The sequence below is a fragment of the Methylobacterium sp. J-072 genome (assembly GCF_022829425.1).
Lineage (GTDB): Bacteria > Pseudomonadota > Alphaproteobacteria > Rhizobiales > Beijerinckiaceae > Methylobacterium.
Genome location: NZ_JAKSYK010000161.1, coordinates 1 through 23,734 on the forward strand (window position 1 = coordinate 1; position 23,734 = coordinate 23,734).

14 protein-coding genes and 5 pseudogenes are annotated in these 23,734 nt (G+C 60.5%); 9 read left to right on the forward strand and 10 right to left on the reverse strand.

The window, feature by feature from the left end; translation table 11 throughout:
* Together MKK67_RS18400 and MKK67_RS18405 are read right to left on the reverse strand one after the other, a co-directional pair.
* Window positions 1-1,119: family 16 glycosylhydrolase (locus MKK67_RS18400; RefSeq protein ID WP_243967407.1), on the reverse strand; the 1,119-nt coding region annotated here is incomplete at its 3' end.
* Between the two features lie 83 nt (window positions 1,120-1,202).
* A protein-coding gene (locus tag MKK67_RS18405; protein ID WP_409568417.1) for an IS5 family transposase occupies window positions 1,203-1,992 on the reverse strand; the annotation gives its coding sequence in 2 pieces (ribosomal slippage) (window positions 1,203-1,662 and window positions 1,661-1,992; 792 coding nt in all).
* A gap of 248 nt (window positions 1,993-2,240) precedes the next feature.
* On the opposite strand from MKK67_RS18405, the pseudogene MKK67_RS18410 reads away from it, so the two are divergent.
* Window positions 2,241-3,215: pseudogene (locus tag MKK67_RS18410) on the forward strand (IS630 family transposase).
* Between the two features lie 870 nt (window positions 3,216-4,085).
* Here MKK67_RS18410 and MKK67_RS18415 read toward each other — a convergent pair.
* The 4 genes from MKK67_RS18415 to MKK67_RS18430 form a co-directional block, all read right to left on the reverse strand.
* Window positions 4,086-4,439, reverse strand: coding sequence for a hypothetical protein (locus MKK67_RS18415; RefSeq protein ID WP_243967423.1), 354 nt, complete (start codon window positions 4,437-4,439; stop codon window positions 4,086-4,088).
* 164 nt (window positions 4,440-4,603) lie between these two features.
* The gene (locus MKK67_RS18420; RefSeq protein ID WP_243961695.1) at window positions 4,604-5,278 is read right to left on the reverse strand and encodes a DedA family protein; all 675 of its coding nucleotides are present in this window, start codon (window positions 5,276-5,278) and stop codon (window positions 4,604-4,606) included.
* 117 nt (window positions 5,279-5,395) lie between these two features.
* Window positions 5,396-6,451, reverse strand: a complete 1,056-nt coding sequence (locus MKK67_RS18425; protein ID WP_243967432.1) for an NAD-dependent epimerase/dehydratase family protein — start codon at window positions 6,449-6,451, stop codon at window positions 5,396-5,398.
* Window positions 6,448-9,135: a glycosyltransferase family 61 protein gene (locus MKK67_RS18430; RefSeq protein WP_243967441.1), complete on the reverse strand. Its 2,688-nt coding sequence runs from the start codon at window positions 9,133-9,135 to the stop codon at window positions 6,448-6,450. Before MKK67_RS18430 ends, MKK67_RS18425 begins: the two co-directional genes overlap by 4 nt.
* A 236-nt stretch (window positions 9,136-9,371) precedes the next feature.
* On the opposite strand from MKK67_RS18430, the gene MKK67_RS18435 reads away from it, so the two are divergent.
* From MKK67_RS18435 to MKK67_RS18455, 5 genes are all read left to right on the forward strand, one after another.
* Window positions 9,372-10,031, forward strand: a complete 660-nt coding sequence (locus MKK67_RS18435) for an acetyltransferase (RefSeq protein WP_243961698.1) — start codon at window positions 9,372-9,374, stop codon at window positions 10,029-10,031.
* A gap of 130 nt (window positions 10,032-10,161) precedes the next feature.
* On the forward strand, window positions 10,162-11,271 hold the full coding sequence (locus MKK67_RS18440) for an aminotransferase class I/II-fold pyridoxal phosphate-dependent enzyme (protein ID WP_243967457.1): 1,110 nt from the start codon (window positions 10,162-10,164) through the stop codon (window positions 11,269-11,271).
* Complete coding sequence (locus MKK67_RS18445; protein WP_243967467.1) at window positions 11,231-13,093, forward strand: glycosyltransferase family 61 protein; 1,863 nt, start codon at window positions 11,231-11,233, stop codon at window positions 13,091-13,093. The genes MKK67_RS18440 and MKK67_RS18445 overlap by 41 nt, the downstream gene beginning before the upstream one ends.
* Window positions 13,094-13,350: 257 nt before the next feature.
* Entirely contained in the window at window positions 13,351-14,481 is a 1,131-nt protein-coding gene (locus MKK67_RS18450; protein WP_243967485.1) for a glycosyltransferase family 2 protein, read from the forward strand.
* A 32-nt stretch (window positions 14,482-14,513) separates the two neighbouring features.
* A complete protein-coding gene (locus tag MKK67_RS18455) occupies window positions 14,514-17,225 on the forward strand; it encodes a glycosyltransferase family 4 protein (protein WP_243967501.1) in 2,712 nt (903 codons plus the stop codon).
* Window positions 17,226-17,275: 50 nt separating this feature from the next.
* On the opposite strand, the gene MKK67_RS18460 is transcribed toward MKK67_RS18455, so the two are convergent.
* Window positions 17,276-18,474, reverse strand: a protein-coding gene (locus MKK67_RS18460) for an IS3 family transposase (RefSeq protein ID WP_243967509.1) whose coding sequence is annotated in 2 segments (ribosomal slippage) — window positions 17,276-18,180 and window positions 18,180-18,474 — 1,200 coding nt in all. Because the reading frame shifts where the segments join, the coding sequence is not laid out codon by codon here.
* Between the two features lie 113 nt (window positions 18,475-18,587).
* On the opposite strand from MKK67_RS18460, the gene MKK67_RS18465 reads away from it, so the two are divergent.
* From MKK67_RS18465 to MKK67_RS18475, 3 genes and pseudogenes are all read left to right on the forward strand, one after another.
* Window positions 18,588-20,237 (forward strand): ISL3 family transposase, encoded by a 1,650-nt coding sequence (locus MKK67_RS18465; RefSeq protein WP_243967516.1) that lies wholly within the window; start codon window positions 18,588-18,590, stop codon window positions 20,235-20,237.
* Between the two features lie 40 nt (window positions 20,238-20,277).
* A pseudogene (locus tag MKK67_RS18470) lies at window positions 20,278-20,415 on the forward strand (IS630 family transposase); the annotation flags it as partial.
* A 151-nt stretch (window positions 20,416-20,566) separates the two neighbouring features.
* Window positions 20,567-21,368 (forward strand): annotated as a pseudogene (locus MKK67_RS18475) (IS3 family transposase).
* An 82-nt stretch (window positions 21,369-21,450) separates the two neighbouring features.
* Here MKK67_RS18475 and MKK67_RS18480 read toward each other — a convergent pair.
* The 3 genes and pseudogenes from MKK67_RS18480 to MKK67_RS18490 all read right to left on the reverse strand — a co-directional run.
* On the reverse strand, window positions 21,451-22,554 hold the full coding sequence (locus tag MKK67_RS18480; RefSeq protein ID WP_243967524.1) for a DUF1796 family putative cysteine peptidase: 1,104 nt from the start codon (window positions 22,552-22,554) through the stop codon (window positions 21,451-21,453).
* 125 nt (window positions 22,555-22,679) lie between these two features.
* Window positions 22,680-23,583: pseudogene (locus tag MKK67_RS18485) on the reverse strand (IS3 family transposase); the annotation flags it as partial.
* A pseudogene (locus MKK67_RS18490) lies at window positions 23,574-23,734 on the reverse strand (acetyl-CoA C-acetyltransferase); the annotation flags it as partial. The pseudogenes MKK67_RS18490 and MKK67_RS18485, both read right to left, overlap by 10 nt.

Below are 23,734 nucleotides of genomic sequence, written 5' to 3' on the forward strand. Positions count from 1 at the left end.
CAGGGACGGGTCCGAGCCCGACACCGTACCGACGGCGTATCCGGTGAAGTTGCCGTTCGCGTCGGCGTTCCACACCGTGTACTGGTCCGCGCCCGTCACCTTCCAGGCCACCTGGTAGCCGGTGGACGTCTTTTCCGCGCCCATCGGGGCCCAGCCGACGAACTGACCCGTGGTCACGTCGGAGCCGCCATATTTGAGCGAGGCACCCGACCCGGTGCTGTCGTCCAGAAAGAACCCGCTGCCCACCTGATCCAGACGCGTCGCCCCAAACGCTTCAATTGCGTGAGAGTTTGCGCTGGTTGCACCGTAGAGGCCCGGATCGGCGCCGTCGGGAGCCGACACGGTGCCCTGAGTGACTGCAACCGCGTTCGGACTTTTGGAGTAGGCCCGGATGTAATCAATCGAAGAGGAGATCGACTTGCCCGCTGCGTCCGCATCACTTTGCGTAGCGAGGTTGGCAACTAGGTACATCGGGCCAGTCATGTCGCTCGGTGTTGCCTGAGAGCCGACGAACTTCCCGTCGACGTAGAAGCTAATTTTATCTTTCTGCCAATCCATCCCGTAGGTGTGATAGCCCGGCGCGTTCGCCAGCTCGCTGTAGACTTGCCGGTTCTGCTGCCATGGAATGTTGGGCGTCTGATCCGTCGTATGGATCGTGCTGTAGACGCCCTTGTCGTTGCCTCCGTAGTGCTCAACCACGTCGAGTTCCTGCCAGCCTGGTAGATTGTTAGGGTTGGCAGCTGGCTTGTCGGGCAGCAGCCAGAACGCATCCCAGGCGCCCTTCATCGCGGAAAAGTCGGCACGAATCTCGAAGTACCCGTAGGTCTGCGAGAAATTACCCTGAGTGGTGATCAGCCCCGACTCCCAGCTTCCTGGATAGCCCGAGGTGGTCTTATCGGGAGCAGCGGTGATAGTCAGTGCACCACCCGAGACCTTGAAAGGATCATAGCCGGAGGCAGAGTCGACGAAGGAGGAGTGTCCGAACCCAATGTCAGAATTTGCGTCGAAGCGCCACTGTGAACGAATGTCACCCCAGGCTGTGCTGCCCGCTGCCTGGGAAATGCTGCGCGTGTTGAACTCGTCGTCAAACGTCAGCTTGTAGCCTGTCAGGTCAAGCATTCGTGTCCCCATGAGCACGGACTGCCAACTTTGTATTTATGCAATTAGTAGAGTTACGTAATTTTTCTTCGTCGACGTATTATTTAGTTCATGTATATTAATAAATTGCTAGGGTCTGGACTCAATCGGCAACGAAAGGCGGCGGGAGCGACGTCTGAGGCGTAGTAGCGGTCGAGCTTGTCGTATTGGGTGGCGATGCGGCGGAAGTCCTTGAGGCGGCTGAAGGTCGCCTCGATGCGCCAGCGTTCGCGGTAGCGGCGCTTGTCGTGGCGGATCCTCTTCTTCCGACCGCGCTTGCCCGGGATGATCGGCGTAATACTCTTCGCGCGCAGGTCGGCGCGCAGCCAGTCGGCGTCGTAGCCCTTGTCGGCGCTCAGGCGGCGGATCCGGCCGGGGGCTTCAGCCAGCACGGCCGGAGCGGAGGTGACATCGCTGGCGTTGCCTGGCGTCAGCAGGAGGACGCCGGGCCGGCCGAGGACGTCGGTGAGGGCGTGGATCTTGGTCGTCCGGCCGCCGCGCGACGGGCCGATGGCCTGCGTACGCCCCCCCTTTACCGCCGTGGGCCGAACGGTGCGCCTGCACGTCGGTGCTGTCGATGGCAGTCGCCTCGCCCGACCATCCCGCCTTGGCCAGCGCCGCGAGCATGGCCTTCCAGAAGCCGCGCGGTGAACACCGGTTTACGCGGTTATGGACTGTGGTGCGCGGGCCGTACGCGGCCGGACAGTCACGCCAGCGGCAGCCGGAGGTGAGTACGTGCAGGATGCCGGAGATGATCTGCCGGTCGTCCTTGCGCGCTGGTCCGGGCCGACCCTTCGGCATGAACGGTTCAATCACCGCCCACTGCGCATCCGAGAGCCAGAACAGGTCCGCCATCGTCGCCTCCGTGCTGCAAACGGCGGCCCTGGATCACAAAATCATAGAGCCTGCAAGTGCTTGATGCGGCCCACACTCTAACATCACTAGTAATCAGCAATGGGTATCCAGAAATGGGTTTCTCGGAAGCATATACTAAAATGAATGCTTGTCGTCACACTAGAGCCACGTCCGGCGCGGTTGAATCGTGGGGGATGGCGGACGGGCTGCGGATCTGATTCGATGTCGGGCTTTCCGAGGAGATCGGGATGCCGGCAGCCTTATCGTTGGATCTACGAGAGCGGGTGATCGCGGCGGTCGAAGCGGGAGCCTCGCGCTGCCAAGCAGCCAAGCGCTTCGGTATTGGCGCATCCAGCGCGATCCGCTGGCAAGAGCGTTTCCTGGAGGAAGGCGAGATTGCGCCCCGGCCGCCTTGTGATGAGCGGCCCGCACCCGCCATCGAGGCGCATGCCGAGCAGATCCTTCAGGCCTCCCAAGCCCACCCCAAGGCGTTCCTGCGGGAGTTGCGCGACACCCTGGCCGAACAAGGCGTCCGGACGAGCGTCAGCGGGTTGTGGCGGTTCTTCGCCCGGCATCGGATCACCCGTAAAAAGGGGCTGCCTACGCAGCTGAGCAGGAGCGGGCGGACGTGAGAGCCGCACGGGAGGTGTGGTTCTCGGATCAACTCGGCCTCGATCCCGACGCCCTCGTGTTCATCGACGAGACCGCCGCCGCGACGAACATGGCCCGAACCTATGGCCGGGCCCCGCGCAGCGAGCGCTGCCGGATCCTCGTGCCCCAGGCGCATTACAAGTCCACCACCGTCACCGCCCTGCGCCCCAGCGGCCTCGTCGCCACCACCCTGTTCGATGGCGCGACCAACGGTGAGCGCTTCCGAGCCTACGTCACCGACATCCTGGTCCCGGTGCTGAAGCCGGGCGACACCGTCGTCCTCGACAACCTGAACGTCCACAAAGTCACCGGCGTGCGTGAGGCCATCGAGGCGGCCGGCGCGCGGATCTTGTATCTCCCGGCCTACTCGCCGGACTTCAACCCGATCAATCCTTCGACGGGCTCAGGATGAGGAAGCCTTCGCCAAGCTCAAAGCCCTGCTGCGCACCGCCGCCGCACGCACCGTCCCCGACCTCTGGCAGGCTATCAGGGACGCCTTCGCCGCCTTCAGCCCAACCGAATGCCGGAACTACATTACCGCCGCAGGCTACGACGCTTATGACCCAATCTGAGCGGACGCAGCTCTAGAGCGGTATCTGAGCGGGATGAAACGGGTGGCGAGCTGGAAGGTTGATCGGCGGAGGCGGGCGCCGATGTCCTCAGCTCTGTCCATCGACTTGCGTCAACGCGCGGTTCATGCGGTCGAGACCGGCGCCTTGCGAGACCAAGCGGCCGAACGCTTCGGGGTCAGTCCGGCGAGCGCCAGTCGCTGATGCAGGCAATTTGCTCGTTAGGGCGACGTCGCGGCTAAGCCGATGGGCGGCGATCAATGCTCGCACCGGATCGAGGCACAGGGCGACCTGATCGTCTACCTCTACCAGGCGCAGCCCGGGATCTACCTTCGCGAGCTATAGACCACTCTGGCGGAGCACGGCGTCTGCGTCACGCGGAACGGCCTCTGGCGCTTTTTCAAGCGCCATGGCCTCTTGCGAAAAAACGTATAACCCACCCCGTCTGCAAGGTGGTCGCTGAAGGCGTCGCAGTCTGGTCTGCACACACGTATCCGGCATATCGGTGCAGCAGCAGCCTTCAAGATGGAGCCGCACGCCCCGAGCCTCGTAAGCACGTCGGCCTCGAAGAGCCGCTTTTTTGCCAGGCTTCCGGAGCGCCGCTCGACCGTCAGGCCATTTTCGCTGCCCTCCCGCAGGTCTCATGGACCCGCGCCGGTCACTCGCGCTCCGGTCAGGGTCGACCCTTTGCGATGTCTCAGGCGTGGGCTAGCTTTGGCTGGCGCTCGAAGCTCACGCCTTTCCGCAGCGTCGCCCATGCTACCCGGGCGAGCTTGGCAACGAGGGCGACGACCACCGCATTGGTAGCGATAGATCTCGTGCAGCGACGAGGCGGCCTGGCTCTCCGGGATGGCTTGAGAGTACGTGAGCAGCTCACCGTAGCGGAATGCCGAGAACCGGGACGGGAAAGCTCGAATCGACGAGGAGCACGCCGGCCCCGCGTCCCTGGGCTGGGCGAGCAGCCCCGGTCACCACCGGGTTGACGGTCCAGGCTTGATTGGCGGCCTGCCAGGCCTCAGGGGCGAAATCCGGTACGACGCTCTCGGCAAAAAAAAGCCGCTCGGGCTGACCGCAATCGGGGCTCGGACCGGTCGCATCCAGCGGCGAGATCCGCGCCCGGTAGAAGGCTGTGTCGAAGAGGAGGTTCGGATTCATCGTCGAGGACCAGTCCTCGGCCGCGTAGGCTGCCGTATCGATACTGCGCCCCGAGTGGTACCGCCGGGCCACGGAGCCTGAGTCGAATAATCCAATCGGATCCGGATGGATGTCAGCGTCCGTCCCACTGGGCGCACCCGCCGGATCGGCGCAGGGCGGCAGGACGTGCGGCCGCCCGGGCCGGCGCGCTCGAGTCTTGGCGCGACGTGGCTTTTCGCATAGCGGGCCGGGCCTGCCTACCCCGCTACCGCCTGCGGTGCAACCGAGCTTTCGACCAGCGGACCGGGGATCGCGGCCTCAGCGTCGACCATCAGGCGCGCCTCGTGGCGGCGCATGAACATCCACAGCGCCACGGCGCCCAACAGCACGAAGGCCAGGAGCGCGAGGCCCACCGGACCCATGACGTTCTCGATGGAGCGTCCGCACAGATACGCGCCGAAGCCCATGATCGAGGCCCAGGCGACGCCACCGACGGCGTTGAAGACCATGAAGCGGCGGGCATCGAGCTTGTTCACGCCGGCGAGGACTGCCGCGTAGGCGCGTAGCATCGCGGTGAAGCGGCCGAAGAACACGATCTTCCCGCCGTGCCGGCGGAACAAGTACTGGCCGAGCTTGAGCCGGCCGTGATCGAGCCCGATCAGGTGGCCCTTGCGCAGGAGCAGGGGCAGGCCCCAGCGGCGGCCGACCCAGTAACCAGCGTTGTCGCCGAGGATCGCGGCGGTCGCGGCGATCGCCACCACGAGGGCTATGTTCAGGTTGCCGGTGCTGCCGGCATAGGCCGCCGACGTGAGCAGGACCGTCTCGCCCGGGAGCGGCAGGCCGGCGCTCTCCAGGGTAATGATGATGAAGATGGCGATGTAGCCGTAATTGGCGATCAGGTCGGCAATGGGCAGATCGTGCAGGAAGGACATGCGGTCTCCTCGCGGATCGGAGGCCTGCGCTGTCAGTGAGAAACATGGCCGCTCCGGGGCGAAGCGCGAAATACCCGTCCGGATGACGATCCGCTGTGCCGCCGAGCACGACGGCTCTCAGGAATCGCCTGCCTCAGCGCGGGCCGGGCGTGGCGGCGTGCCGTCCCCACGCGCCTCCGCCAGATGGGCCCGCATCCAGGCGACCGTGCTGATGAGACCCTCGCGCAGGGCGACGCGGGGCTGCCAGTCGAGTTCGGACCGGATCAGCGCGGTGTCGAGCACGTTGGCCGGCACGTCGGCCGCGCGGCTCGGCTTGTACACGCAGCGTAGGCGCTCGCGTCCGAAGGCCGCCTCAAGCTCGGCGATGATCTGGTTGACGCTCAGGCCCGTGCCGCTGCCGACATTCATGACCTTGTGCAGGCCGTCATACGCGACCGCTGCCAGGAAGGCGTCGCTCACATCGTCGACATGTAGGAAGTCGCGCACGACCTCGCCAGTACCCCAGACCTCTAGCGGCAGATCTGTGAGCACGCGGTGGATGTAGCTGCCGATCAGGCCCTGGTACTTGTTGCCGAGCTGGAACCGGCCATACGGGTTGGCGATCCGCAGGATTTGGTAATCGATCCCGTGCAGATGCCGGTACAAATGTAAGGACTTCTCGATCATCAGCTTGCTGATGCCGTAGGCCGAGATGGGATCGGTCGGGGCCTGTTCTGAGATCGGTATGACACGCGGGATCCCGTAGATCGCGCCCCCGGAGGATGAGAACACGACCTTCTTGATCCGGGCCGAGCGGCAGATCTCAAGCAGGTGCAGGGTGGCGATCGGAGCTGCTGCGAGTTCGGCGGACGGGTCGCGGTTCGAGCTCTCGGGGATCGATCCGGCGATCAGATGGAAGACGACGTCCTGACGCTCGACCGCATTGGCGATGGCGAGGCGGTCGGAGAACTGACCAGTCACCCGAGCCACGCGCCGGTCGAGCGCTTCCGCCTGCGTGTGGCTGCGGCTGAAGCAGGTGACCTCGGCGCCGGCTTGCGCGAGGCGGTTGCATAGGTTCAGCCCGAGGAAGCCGGCACCGCCGAGCACGAGGCAGCGGGCCCCCGCGAGGACCGCGGCCGATGGGCCGGGTCCAGCATCAACTGGCAGCGCGTTACGCCCATCGCCGCCGCTCACGGTCGGAGATCCGCGCCGTGCTGGGCTGCCGGCGCATCGGTCTCGGCCCAATCCGGGTCACGCGCCTCGATCATGCGTTCGAGAAGGGCGAATGCGGACTGCTCGAGGGCGCGCCGTGTCGGCTCCAGGGGTACCTTTCCGTACGCTCGCGCTGCCGCGTAGGCGGCCGCATAGGCTGAGTCCCAGCCGGCGGCGAGGAGTGCTGGTCCCTCGGCTTCCAAGGCATCCCGGACGGTGATCCAAGCGGCCTGCTGGGCGGCATCCCAGGCTGCGGCCCGGACAGCGGAGCCGGTCTGCCGCAAGGTGAGATTCGCGACCGCCGCCCGCTTGCGTGCGCGCTTCAGGTGATCGCACAGGGATGCTAACTCGGCGACGTCCGTGAGTTCCGGCCGGTCAGCTAATTCGTCCGCCTCGACGTTCAGTTTGGCCAAGCGGAACCAAGCCGGCACGTGGGTGCGAACGAGCCAATCGGCGACCATCGCGATGCGCTGGCGCTCCAGGACCTCTGAGGCGCGCGTCCCGATCATGCGCGGGACGAGCGGGAGGATCAGCTGGTCGCGCTCCTCCTGCGGTAGACCATCGCTCCACGTCTGAATGAAAGCGGCGATGCTTGGCGATGCGCATGCGGGTTGGTCGGAATGCGGTTCGCCGGCGAGGTAGGCCACCGCCTCCATGGCGCACAGACCCTCGCCTGAAGCCTCGTGCGGCCCCGCCGCTAGGGTTGTTAGGTGGGTGAGACGCTCACGGTCGACGCGCTCTGGCTCTGCGCTGGTCGACGAGTGCTCTCGGGATAGGGGGGTACCGTCATCCCACACAGAGACCGGCCGGCTGGCCGCGTCCGAGATCGAGCCTCCGGCCGAAGTACCGAAGACCAATTCATGCTCAAGAGCGGCGATCGCGGAGATGACCTCCCCCGGATCGACGGTGTAGCTGACGTGGAAAGCGTGTACGCCGGGCCGGTGAAGGGTACGGCCGCGCAGGAACAGGATCTGTGCGCCGCTAGGCTCAATGCAACTTGTATACCCGCGGAAGTTGAAGGATAGCTCTTCATGAATCAGACCTAGGATTCGGCACCCAGGCCTACAGAACAGAGCATTGCAGAGTGCCGAGCTGCATGAGCCGACGACCACGGCGGCCGAGTGGAAAGTCGCGACCTGTTCGAGAAATGACATCGTCTCCGGGTATATCACTTCGAACCCTAATGGACGCAGCCGCTCTGCAATCTCTGTCTCGTTCACGAGGGCGCGCTGAGTGAACGCCTTTCGCGAGATAAAGAGGCGCCGGTCGTTCCGGCCCGAAAGGATGCCACGCTCGCGGGCGCGATCGAGGATCAGACTCCGCACGGCCGCAAAGATGTCGGCCGGCCAAACCGTGTCGTAGAACGGGCGGCCGGGTTTCATGTCGAAGGGGAAGAACGCCGGCACCGGCGCCATCCCGAGGAGCCCGAATTCAACCGGTTTGGGTGGCAGCTTGATCACCGGCCGGTCGCGCGTATCGAGCAAGCGTAGAATCTCCTCGTGCGAGTCGGGCATATGGTCGTCGATGCAGAGCGGGATTCCGTCCGGGCAGCGCGGATTGTTGTAGCTGAGCATCCGCGGCGCGAACTCGAGGAGCCAATGCCCGTAGTTTCGGCTCTGGAACCCGAACATCATGAGCCCAGCCTCGACCGTTTGCGTGCTTTCGGGCACCTCTACGAGGGCACGCGTGGCGCCGAACGAGGCCGTCATGATCTGATCCGGATTGAGACCGTCCTGCAGCAAGATGTCCGAGCGGCGAGGATGCGCGGCAAGATCGTAGACGAGCTTGTCACCGGCGATGACGACGTTGCTGCGCGGGAATGCCTGGCACCCATCTAGAAAAGCGAGATACTGGGCCGGCATGTCGAGGCCGCCCGCTTCGGAGCGCAGGGCGGGAGGCGCCTCCCAGAAGCGCAGCGCAGGCGCCCCGACGCGGCGCGCGGGCAGCACTTCTGTGTACCGGGCGCCGCCGGACGCCACGAGGGCCGCGACGGACACCATGTCGTAGGCGGCCAGGGGACCGGAACCAGTGATATGGCGGGTGCCTCCGTGGACGGCGATCGCCGCAGCGAACTGCCCCTTTTCCAGCAGAGCATCGAGCCTCAGACGGCGCAGGTTCTTGACCTTGGTGCTGAGTCGGTCGCCGTCCTCGGTGGTCACACCCGCGTCACCGCCATTCAGCTCATAGGCGAGGCGGTAGCATTGCAAGCAGGGGCCGTGCTCGTTCCGGAACTCATGTGCCCATCCGAGCCGCAGCAAGATCGCGACGCCGTCCTGGATCAGCGCGGGCGTAGCATCCTCAACGCGAAGGCTGGCGACATAGGCGCTGGCCTCTTCGAAGCGGGCTCGCCCGCAGAGGTCTCTCAGACGCGCAAGGGCGGCTGCCCTCGTCCAGTGTTCGCGACCGTCTGGAACGAGAGAGCCGATTAGATCGTAGATGTCTGACGCGGTACCGAGATGATCATCGCCCTCGAGTCGGAACGCGAGTGCCTCCAAGTGCCGCCGTATCGCGGCGCTCTCGGCACCCGTGCGATCCTCAGCCGCCGCGCGGGAGCGCAGACGCTCCACCATTTCCGAAGCGTTGTCGCGGGTCACCGTCCGGATCAGGTCGATGAAGATCTCCGTCGGCCTCATAATCTGTTCCGTGCCTTGCACGCCCTCGCTCATTGGGCAGCCCACCCGCGGGCGGTGTACTGGAACCGACACTCCGTGACGAGGCACCCGGACCCGGAGCGGAGCGGAACGGTACCGACCGGTGCGGTCGCCGACCCTGGAGGGCTCGCGGGGACTCGTGTAGGGCAGGGCACCGGACAGGCAGGGAACCCGCGCATGGACGATCACCCGAACAACAGGCCATCAGCTAGATTTGGTCGATCCCGTAGGCAGGTACGGATGCCAGCGCAATGACGATTCGCCTCGTCCTGTACGGCGCCGGCTCGCTTGCGCGCGAGATCGTCGATACCCTTGAGCGCCTGAACACGCACGAGATCGCAATTGATCTGCAGGCAAGCATCGTCGATCCCGGTGTCGACGCACCGGAGACGTTTCGCGGAAAGCCGGTCGTCCGGGACGTGCGGAGCTTTGCGGGCGACGACAGCCTGCGCTTCGTCGTCGCCCTCGGCGAGCCCGGGCCCCGGGCTCGAGCGGTCGCGTATCTGCGAACCGAGATCGGCGCACGCTTCGCCACAGTCATCGATCCCGAAGTGCTGATCGGGGCGAGCAGCCGCATCGGCACAGGTTCGGTGATCCTCGGCCATTCCTCCGTCACGGCAGATGCGCGGCTAGGCGAGCACGTGCTGGTCAATCCCGGCTGCACCGTCGCTCATGACAACGTGCTGGAGGATTTCGCGACGTTGAGCCCCGGCGTCCACCTGGCCGGGCATGTTTACGTCGGGGAGGGGGCGTTCCTTGGAACGGGCGCCTGCGTGATCCCGAAGATCCGGATCGGCGAGCGGGCCGTGGTCGGCGCCGGCGCCGTCGTGATCCGGAATGTGGCGCCCAGCCAGACCGTGTTCGGCAACCCTGCTCGCCCCTCGCCGGGCCGCCCCCTCCAGAGCGCCTGAGGGGAGAGCGGCCCGCGGGGCCGCTTGAGCCCACGCCTTCCGCGGCCGCGCCCGGCCATGTATAGCGGGCGCCGTCACCGAGCGTGCGGATGAGGATGGTGGCGGCCGACAGTCAGGATGTGTCTCGACAATGATCCCAGTGCTCATTCCAAGCTTGCCTGAGACGGACGCAATCGTTCCGTATCTCCGCCGGATCGATCAGTCGCATATCTATAGCAATTACGGGCCGCTATCCCGCGAGTTCAAGGCCAAGCTCTGCGACTTCGTCTCGGAGCGTGCCGGCGGCGCGCCGGTCGCGGCGACGATCACCGGCAACGGCACGAGCGCCATCGAACTCGCCCTCCGCTACCGGATCGCCGGCCGGAAGGGCCGGCTTTGCCTGATGCCAGCCTACACCTTCGTCGCCACCGCGCATGCAGCGGTCAATGTCGGCCTGGAACCGTTCTTCGCGGATGTCGATCCCGAGACACTGGCGCTCACCCCCGCGATTGCCGCGCGGGCCCTCGCCTCGGCCGAGGGAGATGTCGCCGCCGTGGTGGTAGTCAGCCCCTACGGTGCACCGATCGATGTTGCCGCCTGGGAGGCATTCGAGGCGGCGCACGGCATCCCAGTTGTGTTCGATGCGGCCGCCGCCACACTCAACCTGCAGCGCGTGGGCGTGCAGCCGATGTGCGTGAGCCTGCACGCCACTAAAGCGCTGGGCATCGGGGAAGGCGGGGCGATCCTTACCATTGACACTGATTTGGTGGCGCAAACCACCGCCATGACCGGCTTCGGCTTCTCGGCGAGCAGCCGCGTCTCTGAAGTGCAAGGCGGCAATTATCGGATCTCCGAATACGCCGCCGCCGTTGGATTGGCGGTATTCGACAGCCTCGAAGGGCGCATTCAGCGGCTGCGAGAAGCGTCGCTCGCCTATGTCGAGGGCTTCGGCCGGATCGGCGTACGCATGCAGCCGGGCTTCGGCACGGAGTGGCTGACCATGACGATCAGCGCGCTGTTCGAGCCCGAAGTCGCCGAAGCGGTGACGACAGGCTTCGATTCAGCTGGGATCCAGTGGCGGCGGTGGTACGGGACCGGCTGCCAAGCGCATCCCGCATTTGCAACGTGCCGGCACGACGGTCTCGCGCAGACCCCGGCCGTGGCCGCAGGCGCGATTGGAGTGCCGCTCTTCCCCGCAATCACGTTGGAGCAGATTGGCGATGTATGCGGTTGCGTGGAGCAATCGCTGGCGGCGCTTTGAAGCGGCAGAGACGGAACGTCCTCTGGGCGCGAAAAGAACGGTCAAGACGATGATGGGCGACCTTCGGCGGATCTTAACCCAGGCCAATCTGACGACGGCAGACGACGCGCTGGACGCAATCGAGAGTAGTCTCGCCACGCTGATCGACGATAGGCCGGAGACCGTCGCCCAACATCTCGTCACCTTTGGCTTCCGGTTCCAGGGCGAAGACCGGCTCGACCTAGCCGCGCGTGCCTATGGACTGGGGGCCCGGGTGACCCGTTCCCGCGCTCTGCAGTACAGCCTGGCTGCCATCCGGACGAGCATTGTCGACCTGTGCAGGCGCAAGGCGTTCGACAGAGTCGAAGGGCTGCTCCACGAATTGCGCGAGGCCAAGGCAGCCTGTCACGATCGTGGCGAGAACGATCCGTCACTAATCCACATCGCCTGGGACTACGAACTTGCCGGGGATGCCGAGAGTGCGGTGCGCAGTTACCTCCTCGCGCGGCTCGCGCGAGATCAACTGGGCGGACAAGTGCTGACGATCGATGGCGACACGCTTGAGCGCAAGATCCGGAACTTGCGGATCCTCCAAATGAACGCGTTTGCCGAGGAAGGCCGGTACGAGGAAGCACAAGCCCTCCACGAGCGAACACGGAAAGTCCTTGGGCTCGGTTCGCTGCGGACCTATAACATCGTCTCCGCTCACCAAGCCGCGGCTGCCGGTGAGGGAGAGTATCACGAATTGCTTCCGGCACGCCGGATAGTCGAGCCAGAGATTGCCTTTCTTGAAGGTACCGTAGCCCTAACTTCGGAATGCGGCACATTGGAGGCACCGCGGCAATACGTTGCCCGCTTCAAAGATTGCCTAACATTCCCTCGCAGCAACCTCGTGCTCAACGGCAACCGTCTCATCTACGATCTCGCTGCGCATCCATTGAGCGGCATTGCGGACATCAAAGACGGCGTGAATCCCGATCAAATTATGACTGCGGTCTATGGCGCTAAGTGTGCCTTGGTCGAAGAGCCGAAGAACCTGCAGACTCTGGATGCCGGGCTGATGATGTTCGGACTCCAGAGCAAGAACTATGGGCACTGGCTCCTTGAGTTCGTGCCGCGCATGTTGTGGTTCAACGATCATGCCTGTCCCTCCGGGTTCCCGATTTGCATCGACGATCATATGCCCGAGACGCATAGGCAAATAATTGAATTGCTCGACGAACGCCGTCGACCAATCCTGCCGCTCCCAGCAGTCGCCACCCGGTTTGGAGAACTCGGCGTCGCACCGGTTCCGACTTTCTTCCCCTTCGACACCCGAATTGGCAAAGCGATTTACGACGCAATTTGGCCGACCGACGTATTAGCGAAAATGAGGTATGCAGTCCTCGATAAGATTGTTACATGGGGCCTTGATTTACGTGCCTCAGGAAGGCGGATTTTCCTGTCCAGAAGGGGATTTCTGCAGCGCCAACTTATTAACGAGTCAGAGGTCATCGACACACTAAAACGAGTCGGCTTCGAAATAGTTTATCCTGAGCAGCTGTCTTTCGTGGAGCAGGTCAAACTATATTACTCAGCAGATCTGATCGTCGGGTCGGCAAGCTCCGCATTGACAAATTGTATTTTCTGTAATCCAAACGCCAGAGTGATCGCCTTAATTCACGAAAATCGGTCGTTCAATTTCCGCGGATACACAAGTATGATAACGTCGAGCGGGGCGAAGGTGCTTTTCATCCGCGGAGAAACCATCGCAAACGAAAAAACGCATCCATTCCATGCCAACTATAGAGTGACGCAGCAGCAAATTCAGCGCGGCCTCGAAGCGGTCCGAGGTGTCGAGTAACCAAACAACATCCAGTTTCTGAAATCACACCACGGACAGAAAACGGCGAGATCGAATTTTTAGACGTCGCCCCTGAAGCCGCGCAGAATCGCCCATCTCCGGCAACGGTAAAACGATCGATGCTATGCAGGCACGCAGCGCCTATTTGCGCATACGGACATGCGACGATGGTAAATTGGCCAACGCTGGCTTACTTCAGCTAACCGCTTTCATCGTCTGAAGGACACCTCGGTCCCACAATAAAGAGCATCGAATTGATGAAAACTCCAAGCACGAAACAAAGTCCGCTTATTTCCGTCATCACATTAAGTTATAATTATGCCCGATTTCTCCCTCATACTATAGAGTCAATTCTTTCTCAGGATTATAAGAATATTCAGCATATAATTATAGACGATGCATCTACGGATGATTCAGTAGCGGTCGCTCGTGCTTACGCTCGGAAAGACAAGAGAATTCAAGTCATTACTTCAGAAAAGAACCGTGGGGCATGTGCGGCCTACGCGGAGGCCTACAAACACATAAACGGCGACTTCGTCTGCTCGATAGACGCAGATGACGTACCGCATCCAACTAAATTCCGCAAACAGCTAGCATTTTTCTCAGCCAACCCCGACTACGATCTCGTAAGCACCTTTATAGATGTCATCGACGGGCAAGGGAAGTTTGTGACATCGCCGAACTTGCAAGAAGAATGGGTCAACAAAGAAAGAGATCTAAATGATCTTTCTAACTGGATATCTGGAAATTATATTGCACACTCTGCTGTAATGATGAGAAGAGAGGCCCACGATAAAGTTGGGGTACTAGACCCGAACATGGTGTACGCCCCTGACTATGAACACTTTACACGCTTCGTTGTCGGCGGACATAAAATCGCCACCTTACCGGAGAGGTTGATGAGCTATCGCGTACACAGCAGTAATATTACACATAAAAACCCTCAAGCTACATTTATCGAGTTTATATATATATTCTGGAAGTGGATCGCTCCTGTTCTGATCCAGCAACGTAAATTCCCAGACTTAGCAGGCCGGCTTTCACAAATAGTCGCACATGATCAATACGCTGAGATGCCTTTTCAAAACCGCATGCGGCTACTATCGTCGATCACACAATCTCCTTCCAAGATCCAAAATTTTCTTGATTTCACAAACTCAATCGCTAACGCGGACCCGCACCCGGGCAGCGTTCTTGAGGCGGCATTGAGTCACTCACCAGCGAACTTAGAGCTTCGATCAATGCTCCGTACAACGAGCAGGATGTCTAGTACCATCAACAGGTTGGCTGCACAGATTGAGACCAACAAACCTAATCATCACGCATCAGCAGAGCATTCGCAGCGCGGAAAGCTAATGTCATGGCTCCGACTATTTTCATCGAAATAAGTCATTATGAAAACTTCGCATGTGAATAATACATGAAAAATAGCAGCGCTTACTCTTCGAGACGGCCAAACAATCGCGTGGCTGGAGGAACCGCATTGGGAATCGTTTTTGCTGTTATTGTAGATAGTCATAAAACCTCAGGAGAGCTCGGAAATTTTTTAAACGCGTGTATAAATCAAACGGTACAACCCTCCAAGGTTATCTTAAATTTTGAAGGCCGTAGTCTTCCTTCTATTCATTCACCACTCCCCCTTGTGCTCCAGCGCAGCCACGCTGGCGCTACGCTGGCCGAACGTATTTGGGATATAATATCGAACTCGTCTTGCTCCTACTTGGTTATTTTTTCAGGCAGCAGCTGCGTCCCTAAACCATTCTTTTGCGAAAGGATTGGATTTCATGCCGCACATTTCAGCCCAGATGCCATATTCATTGAAGCACAGGCAGATTCGCACAGCAGCTTAAGTTATAGCTGTCTAGGCAGCGGAAGCCATACTTTCTATGCTCCGGAGAGCTTGGCACTTGTGGTCAGCCCTATGAGTCTTAAATTTGCTGCGAGCAATTTTGATCGGCATGTGACTAAAGGATTTCCGCTAGGGCCTTTTACGGCACTCATCCGTCCCAAAAATCGTTGCTCACTAAGGAATGAGCTTGAGGAATTCAACAAGGCGATCACCCAAATTGTGGGCCGAATTGCGCCAGAACTTGTATTAGCTTTGGGCGGAGAAGTAATTTGTGGTCACGCCGGTCATTCACCTGCCCCGTCCGATAATGAAAGTAAGTATTCTGCATTGCCGCCTCGAAGCGCAATAAACCTCGCGCGATCCGGCTTAGTCCGACCGGCGGCAGATACAAGCGCCCGGAGATCCAGCCGCCACAACTTAGAAGCAGTCGGAAAACATTTAGACTTAATGAAGCAGGCTCTAAGAAACTTTTCAGGCAAATCATTCATTCTCGATGATCACCTTGCGTACTCGGATCGTGAAATCGTAATGGTTTCGAGGTTTTTTGATGCTGAGATCTATCAAGCCAATCAGTTCCCGAATGACGAAATTCTAGCTGACCCACTCTCACATTTTCTGGAACGAGGCTGGACGAAGTTAAGTGAATTCAGTAAGTATTTCCAGGCTGATATATATCTGAGGGAGAACGATGATGTCAGACGCGCAGGCTTAAATCCCCTTATCCATTATCTAAGGTATGGACGTGCGGAAGGTCGCTCGCGTTGGGGGCGAAACGGGGAAGTATCAGGTCCGGATGAGTCGCTTTTGCTTACGAGCGGATTATTTGACCCCGAATACTACCTCTCCCAAAACGCCGATCTATTCAGGCAGGGAGTCGATCCAATCTGGCATTACCTGACGTACGGTGGCCTAGAGGGTCGTAGCCCCAGTGTTTATTTCGACGGTCTATGTTACCTCAACGAAAATCACGACATAGCAGAAGCTAGAATGAACCCGCTTCTGCATTATATCTTGTATGGCAGGGACGAAGGACGACAGATTAGGCCAGCGAACGAGACTCCCTGGCGGGCTCGTTTCGCGGGTCGTCCGAGAATGACTGACAGGGTGGAGTGGCATCTTGATGCCATAGACCGAGAGTCTATCTCGGACTGGTTCGAAAATACTGGAATACTGGGCAAGTATCAAGCCGATATCTTGTGCTGCGTTCCGTATCTCGTTCGCGATAACTTAACTTTGCGCCTTATGGATCAAGCCGTCGAACGCGGGGCAAGTTCTTTGCTGACGGTTCAGCATGCGACACCTGTCAGCTATGCAGAGGACAATAGCTCCTGGTCCGAGCGCTCCGGCAGCGTTCTTCGATTGTATGATTTTGCTGAAGAGCAATCTTATACCGATTTGATTAGTCACTTGGTGAAATCTAGAGGTGTAAAAACCCTACTTATTGCTGGATCTGCAGACATCTATCCGATGCTGCCTGATCTAAAACAGCGATTCAAGAATTTATTTATTGTAGATCAAATATTCAACACGACAGGCCATACGAAGCTTTCTCTGACATTTTCTCCGTACATTGATCGTTACATTGTCGAGAGCCGCGCCATGAAAGATTTTTTGTTAGAACGGGATATCGATTCGGACAGAATTGCTGTCTTGACAAGCGGCGTCAACCTCGGGTTTTTCTCTCGACAAGAAGTCGATGCTGACCGCGTGGTAGCATTACGGTCCGGTTGTGGCTTCAAGGACTCGGTGTCCTTTGTAGTCGGTTACGTCGGACGAATGTCTCCGGAAAAGAACCCACTCGGATTCCTTCAAATCGTTCGCGAGGTCATAGGCCGCCGGTCAGACATTGGATTTTTAATTGCTGGCAGCGGCCCAATGCTGGATCTGGTAAGAGAAGAAGTGCACCGTAGTCTCCCTGCCGAATTTGTTTCTGTCGTCGGTTTCGTGGAGGATGTAAGAGTCGCAATGCTATCGTGCGACCTACTTGTTTTACCATCTCACGTTGATGGCCGTCCTAACGCAATCATGGAGGCAAACGCTCTCGGAATACCTGTTCTTGGTAGCTCAATCGGGGGCATTTGCGAATTGATCAACGATGGAACAAACGGATTTCTCATCCGACCGGGAGCATATTCTGATTTCGCGGGAAAAATTTGCGGATTGGCTGATGATCCTGATCAATATAGGGAGCTTCGCGAGAGCTGTTTCAAGTTCGCTGCCGAGAACTTTGATCAAACCCCAATGTTCGATAATTTTTTCAGAATCATCTCGCGGTCATGCTGACCGGCCCTCGGGCCACTGGCCTGCCCCCATGCGGTGGCCCAGGTTCGAAGTTAGTGCATCGTCGGTCGCGTGACGATGGCAAGGCGAGCGGATGGTCGTGAGACGCTCGGTTCTGTTGGCCAGATGACGACCTCCGGCGCAGGCGGGCAGTAGCCGAGTGATGAGTGCGGCCGGATGCTGTTGTAGTGCCTCCGCCATTGCTCGATCACAACGCTAGCTTCCTTGAGGGTGTAGAACACTTCACCGTTGAGGAGTTCATCGCGCATCTTTGCGTTGAAGCTTTCGCAATAGCCGTTCTCCCATGGGCTGCCAGGCTCGATGTAGGCGGTCTCTGAGCCGACCGCCGCAATCCAGTCTCGGACCGATCGAGCGATGAACTCAGGTCCACTGTCCGAGCGGATATGGCCTGGCATACCGCGCAGGCTGAATAGATCCGAGAGGACATCGATCACGTCGTGCGCCTTCAGCTTACGAGATACGCGGATGGCTAGGCACTCACGGGTGAACTCATCGAGGACATTCAGCATCCGGTACTTGCGTCCGTCGTGCGTCCGATGCTCGACGAAGTCGTAGGACCAGACATGGTCGGGCCGCTCTGGCCGCAGGCGCACGCACGAGCCGTCGTTGAGCCGGAGGCGGCCCCGCTTCGGCTGTCGGGCTGGGACCTTGAGACCCCCCCGCCGCCAGATCCGTTCGACCCGCTTCACGTTGATCGTCCAGCCGTCGCGCTGGAGCAGCGCGGTGATCCGACGATACCCGTAGCGCCCATACTGGAGAGCCAGCGCGACGATGGCGGCGGTCAGTGTGGCCTCGTCCTCAACCACCACGGCGCACTTGCGTTGTGTCGAGCGGTGCTGACCCAGAACGCGGCAAGCGAACCGTTCCGACACGCCATGCTCGGCCACGACGTAGTCGACGCAAGCCCGGCGGCGAGCCGGGCTCAGAAGTTTCCCGAAGCCGCCTCCGTCAGGATGAGCTTTTCCAGCGTCAGGTCAGAGATCGCCCGACGAAGGCGCTGGTTCTCGGTCTCCAGAGACTTGAGCCGCTCGACCTGATCACCCTTCAATCCACCGTACTCGGAGCGCCAGCGGTAATACGTGACTTCTGTCACCTCGATGGACCGGATTGCTTCGGCGACCTTGCGGCCTTGTGAGAACAGAACATCCACTTGGCGCAGCTTGGCGACGATCTCTTCAGACGTATGCTTCTTCCGACGCGTCACAACATCCTCCACATGGCGCAAAGCCATACCTCAGGGAGGACCACTTTTCGGCTCTTCGCCAAGTTTGGTGGATTGGGTTGGTGGGAGGGATGCCGGAAGGTAGCTCCTGGCTGAACCGGGGGGGATTCTCAGATCAGGGTATGGCCCTTCTCTGTCACATCCCCGGTTGTCGCTTTCTCCACGTCACGCGTGAGGAGAGCACTACCCTTCGCATTTCCGCTCAAGCGAAGCGCGATCATGCCCGTTGCCCACGCTGTCGTACGGTCAGCCGGTCGGTGCATAGTCGCTATCACCGGCGTCCCGCCGACCTGCCGACGAGCGGTCAGGAAGTGCGTCTGACCCTGGCGATCCGACGTTTTTACTGCCACGACCCTGCTTGCGCCCGCCGAACCTTTGCCGAGCGTCTGCCGGGCCTCCTCGACCGCTACGCTCAGAGAACCTGCCGGCTGGTCGATGCTCAGGTTCGGACCGCGCTGGCGCTCGGTGCCACACCCGCCGCCCGGCTGCTGCCGCACCTGGCGATGCCCACCAGTGCCACGACGCTGCTGCGGGGTATCCGCCAATGTCCGCTGCCGACCGGATCCAAACCGATCATCGTCGGTGTCGACGACTGGGCTCTGCGCAAGGGCAGAACCTATGGCACCATCCTGGTCAACCTCGAACGCCGCCGTCCCATCGATCTGCTGCCGGATCGTTCGGCCTCGACGCTGGCGGCCCGGCTCCGGCGCGACCCACAAATCCAGGTCGTGGCACGGGACCGCTCGACCGAATATGCGCGTGGGACCGCCATGGGTGCGCCCGATGCCGTTCAGGTCGTGGATCGGTGGCATCTCCTGCTCAATACCCGACAGATGGTCGAGCGCTGGCTCGCCCGCGTCCATCCGCGTCTGAAGCTGTTGCCGGCCGTGGCCCCGTCATCGCCATCGATTCGGCGCGTCACGCCCTACCCGCGCGCACCGTCCGAGATGCTCGCGCGGGCCGCGGCCCACGGTCGATGGGAAGCCGCCTATGACGACGTGCGTCGCCGCCATGCGGAAGGACACTCGCTTCGGCGCATCAATCGCGAGACGGGCTTGGCCCGCGCCACGGTGCGCAAGTACGCCTTCGCCGCGAGCTTTCCCCGGAACGGCATGCGCGAGCCGAAGCCGAGCATGCTCCATCCTTATCTCTGGCATCTGCATGGCCGCCTCGATGAGGGCTGCGAGAATGCGGAGCAGCTCTGGCGCGAACTTCAGGGGATCGGCTTTGCCGGCACCTCGAAGCAGGTGCATCGCTGGTTGTCCGAGCGGCGCGCAGGCTTGGCCGGAACGACTATCCGGTCGTCGCCAGCACCGACCGACACCCGTGTTCTGACCTCCACCGCATCACCCCTGGCCTCATCCAAGCAGCTGTCCTGGTATCTCCTGCGGGAGCCCGAAGACCTCGGCCCTGAGGCGGCTGCGGTCGTCTCGCGTGTCCTGCAGGATACCGAGGCGGCCAAGGTGGTCGATCTCGGCCGCAGGTTCTGCCGGATCGTCCGGAGCCACTGTGGCCAGCAGCCGTCAGGAAAATCAGATGTCCCGGCGTTCGATCAATGGCTGGGCGAAGCGCAAAGCTGCGGTGTCCGGATCGTCGAGAGCTTCGCTGCTAGCCTCGGCCAGGATAGAGATGCTGTTCGGTCCGCACTGACACTGCCTTGGAGCAGTGGACAAGCCGAAGGCCAGATCACGCGTCTCAAGCTCTTGAAGCGCACCTTGTACGGTCGCGCCGCTCTCGACCTCCTAAAACGACGGTTCCTCCTCGCAGCCTGATCCACCAAACTTGGCGAAGAGCCACTTTTCAGGGGGCAGGCCACTCCTGCGTACGGCCGTCGCGCGCACCATCCCCGACCTCTGGCAGGCCATTCGGGATGCCTTCGCCGCCTTCAGCCCAACTGAATGCCGAAACTGCATCTCCGCCGCAGGATACGACGCTTATGACCCAATCTGAGCGGACGCGGCTCTAAGCACCGGAGCAAGGGTGCCGTGATCCTCCCCCGGTTTCACGAACACCTCTGATACGCTCTGGCTGAGCGGGAAGGTGTCGCATGGCGAAGACGAGACGGAAGTTCGCGCCCGAGTTCTAACGCGAAGCGGTCGCCCTGCTGGAGAGCAGCGAGCGGCTGCAGACGCAGGTCGCGGCCGAACTTGGGATCCAACCCTCGAGGTTGCGGCAGTGGCGTGCCGCCCTGAACGGGGCTTATCCGTGCCGATCATCACCGGCGCTACGGTGCGCCGCGTGTGCATGCCGCCTTGCGGGCGGAAGGCCGAGCAGCCAGCTGCCGACGGGTGGTGCGCCTGATGCGCGGGCACGGCATCCGAGCTCTAGCGGGCCGTCGGTTCCGGCCCTACACGACCGACAGCCGACACGAGTTCCCGATCGCACCGAACCTCCTGAGGCAGAACTTCTTGGCCGCGCGGCCCAACACGGTCTGGCTGGCAGACATCACCTACCTGCCGACCGCCGAGGGCTGGCTCTACCTGGCCGCCGTCCTCGACCTCGCCACCCACAAGTTCGTCGGATGGGCGATGCGCGATCATATACGGACCGAGCTGACCGTGGCTGCGCTGATGATGGGCACCCAACGGCAGCGACCGGCTGCCGGGTTCATCTGCCACTCGGATCGCGGTAGCCAGTATGCGGCCCAGGCCTACCGGAAGCAGCTCGCCTGCATGGGGGCGAGGCCATCCAAGAGTCGAACGGCCTGCTGCTACGACAATGCCCCGATGGAGAGCTTCTTCCATACCCTCAAGGTCAAACTCGTCCATCAGCGGCGATGAGCGACCCGAGACGACGCCCGGCGCGACCTGTTTGCCTAGATCGAAGACTACTACCATCGGCAGCGTATCCACTCGGCGCTCAGCTATCTTTCGCCCGAGCAGGCAGAACGAAACGCGAGCTAAACCCCCGTTTCCGCGAAATGGGGGGAGGATCACCTACTTCACACCGCCCTGAGCGTTCTGGCTTCGGTCGGAGCGCCGTTCGTCATTTTCGCGTCTTCAACAAGCTGCGCCGAGATTCGAGGACGTCCGACTCATATCCCGAGTCGTTGCTCATGATTCCATGCTCCCAAGTACTATGAACTCCGGGCGCATCGTCGCCTATCGAGACCTCGATCCCTGTCTCAATGTCGATCACATCTCGAAGCGCACAAAGAAAGCCTTGTTCGTAGCGCAGCCCTGCTTCCGACGCGTAATGCGCGGGATCGAAGAACACGTAGCCCTCGGGCGACCGATTGCTGATCCGGGTCAAAGTTGCGCCCGGCATCACACGCGTCGTCGATGGTATTGCATATCGTTCGGTTTTTTCACAGGTAAGAACAGCAAGAACGCGGATACTTCCTTTAGTTTGAAGCTTCAGAGTGTGTATTGCAGATAGAATCTGCAACTCAAGCTCATCAGTATATGGATTCAGAACGTTCCATAAAAAGATCGTTGGCTTTCCATTCGAGAGCATTTTTTTGAATCTCCGAATTCGTTCTTCATATCTACTAATCAAAGCGGCATAATTGTTGATTCGAAACTCGTCGGCACCTTCATGATTGAAGCAGAAACGTCTCGACGGAATCCATGGTACGTTTAAGCCTTCATGAATAACAATTTTTTCTGGGTCTAAAAGCCCAGCGAAATCATCCGCTAGAATTTTTGCGGTCGCATTCGGTGTCGCATAGACTAAATCGAAAGGAAGAGTTTTTTCGCCTAGCAACCGCGATTTTCTTAAACCCCATTTAGTAATTAAAGTTTTTGGCAGACAATCCGATCCAAGAGATATAATGTTAATTGATTGCAATCTATCATTTGAAATATTATCGAATTGGGAGGTAAGTACTTTATGTATGTAATTGCGTCGTTGTTGATCTAAGATCGATCTTGGACGGTCCCTCATTAAATTTTCAACTCCGCAAATTTCGAGCGGATCCAGCGGAGCTGTAGGCAAGCTAGCATAAGAGACAAAATCGGCGTCGAGCCCGGGACTTTGCCGATACCTATCTAGGCCGTCAAACTTAGTCCCGAAATTACGCTCTAGCCAAATCTTATAAGTATTGTACTTTGCAATTAGGACAGAATTCGATGCTTGTCTTGCTGTCATGATTTCCTCGGTGGTCTTCCGAAAACTTACAGACTATGGTTCTTGTTAATACTGCAATGATCGTTGGCAGCTTTTCTGACTTCGGGTTGACCTGACCGGTATCTTGGACCGGGCCAGTTGCGAGGTTACTGCATGGTGGCGGCCATGGGTAGCCGGAAGGCCAGATCCGGCAAACTGACAGGCGCGGGCGGCCGATAGCCCAGCGACGAATGCGGTCGGATGCAGTTGTACGTGGTTTGCCATAGACCGATCACGATCTGCGCCTCCTTCAGCGAGTAGAAGATCTCCTGACGTAGGCACTCGTCAAGAAGTTTGCCGTTGAAGCTCTTGCAATACCCGTTCTCCCACGGCGATCCTGGCGCGATGTACTGGATCTGTGGCTCCGTCTTGTCACCCCACTTGCGCAGCGCCTTCTAGATCATCTCAGGGCCATTGTCGCAGCGGATGTTCTCCGGGATGCCGTGCAGGCACATGGCCTCTGCCAAGGCCTCGATCACGTCGACGCTGTTGATGCGCCGGGCCACCTTCAGCGCTAGACAAGTTCGGCTGTGCTCGTCGATCAGCGTCAGGATGCGCAGGCTCCGGCCGTCGTGCGTCTGCGCCTGTACGAAGTCGAAGCTCCAGACGTGGTTGCGGTGGAGCGGGCGCAGGCGCACGCACGAGCCATCGTTCAGCCATAGGCGGCTGCGGGGTCTCTGTCAGCTGGGGACCTTCAACCCCTCGCGACGCCAGATGCCCTCATGGTGAGCCTGTCGAACCATGAACCCGGTCCTTGCCCACTTGCCAGCCGGCTGCCTGCAGCGGCGCGGTGACGCGGCGGTAGCCCTAGCGCCCGTACTCGGACGCCAGGGCGATGATGGCGCGGGTCAGCTCATCCTCGTCAGCCGGCACGGTGGGCACGTAGCGCTGCGTACCCCGATGCTGGCCGACGATCCGGCAGGCGTGACGCTCCGAGAGGCTGTACTTCTCCCGGATGCTGTCGACCGCCTACCCGCGTCGCTCGGGGGCTACAAGTTTCCCATGGCGAACTGGTCCTGCGGCTCGCGGGTGAGCTGGAAGGCCTGGGCGACGTTCTCGGCGGTCTGGCCCATGTGGTAGCCGTTGAAGGCGTCCCAGAGCCCGTCCTTGATCATCGTGTCGACGAGCTTGATGTCGCCCATCTTCTGGCCGCCGCGCAGGT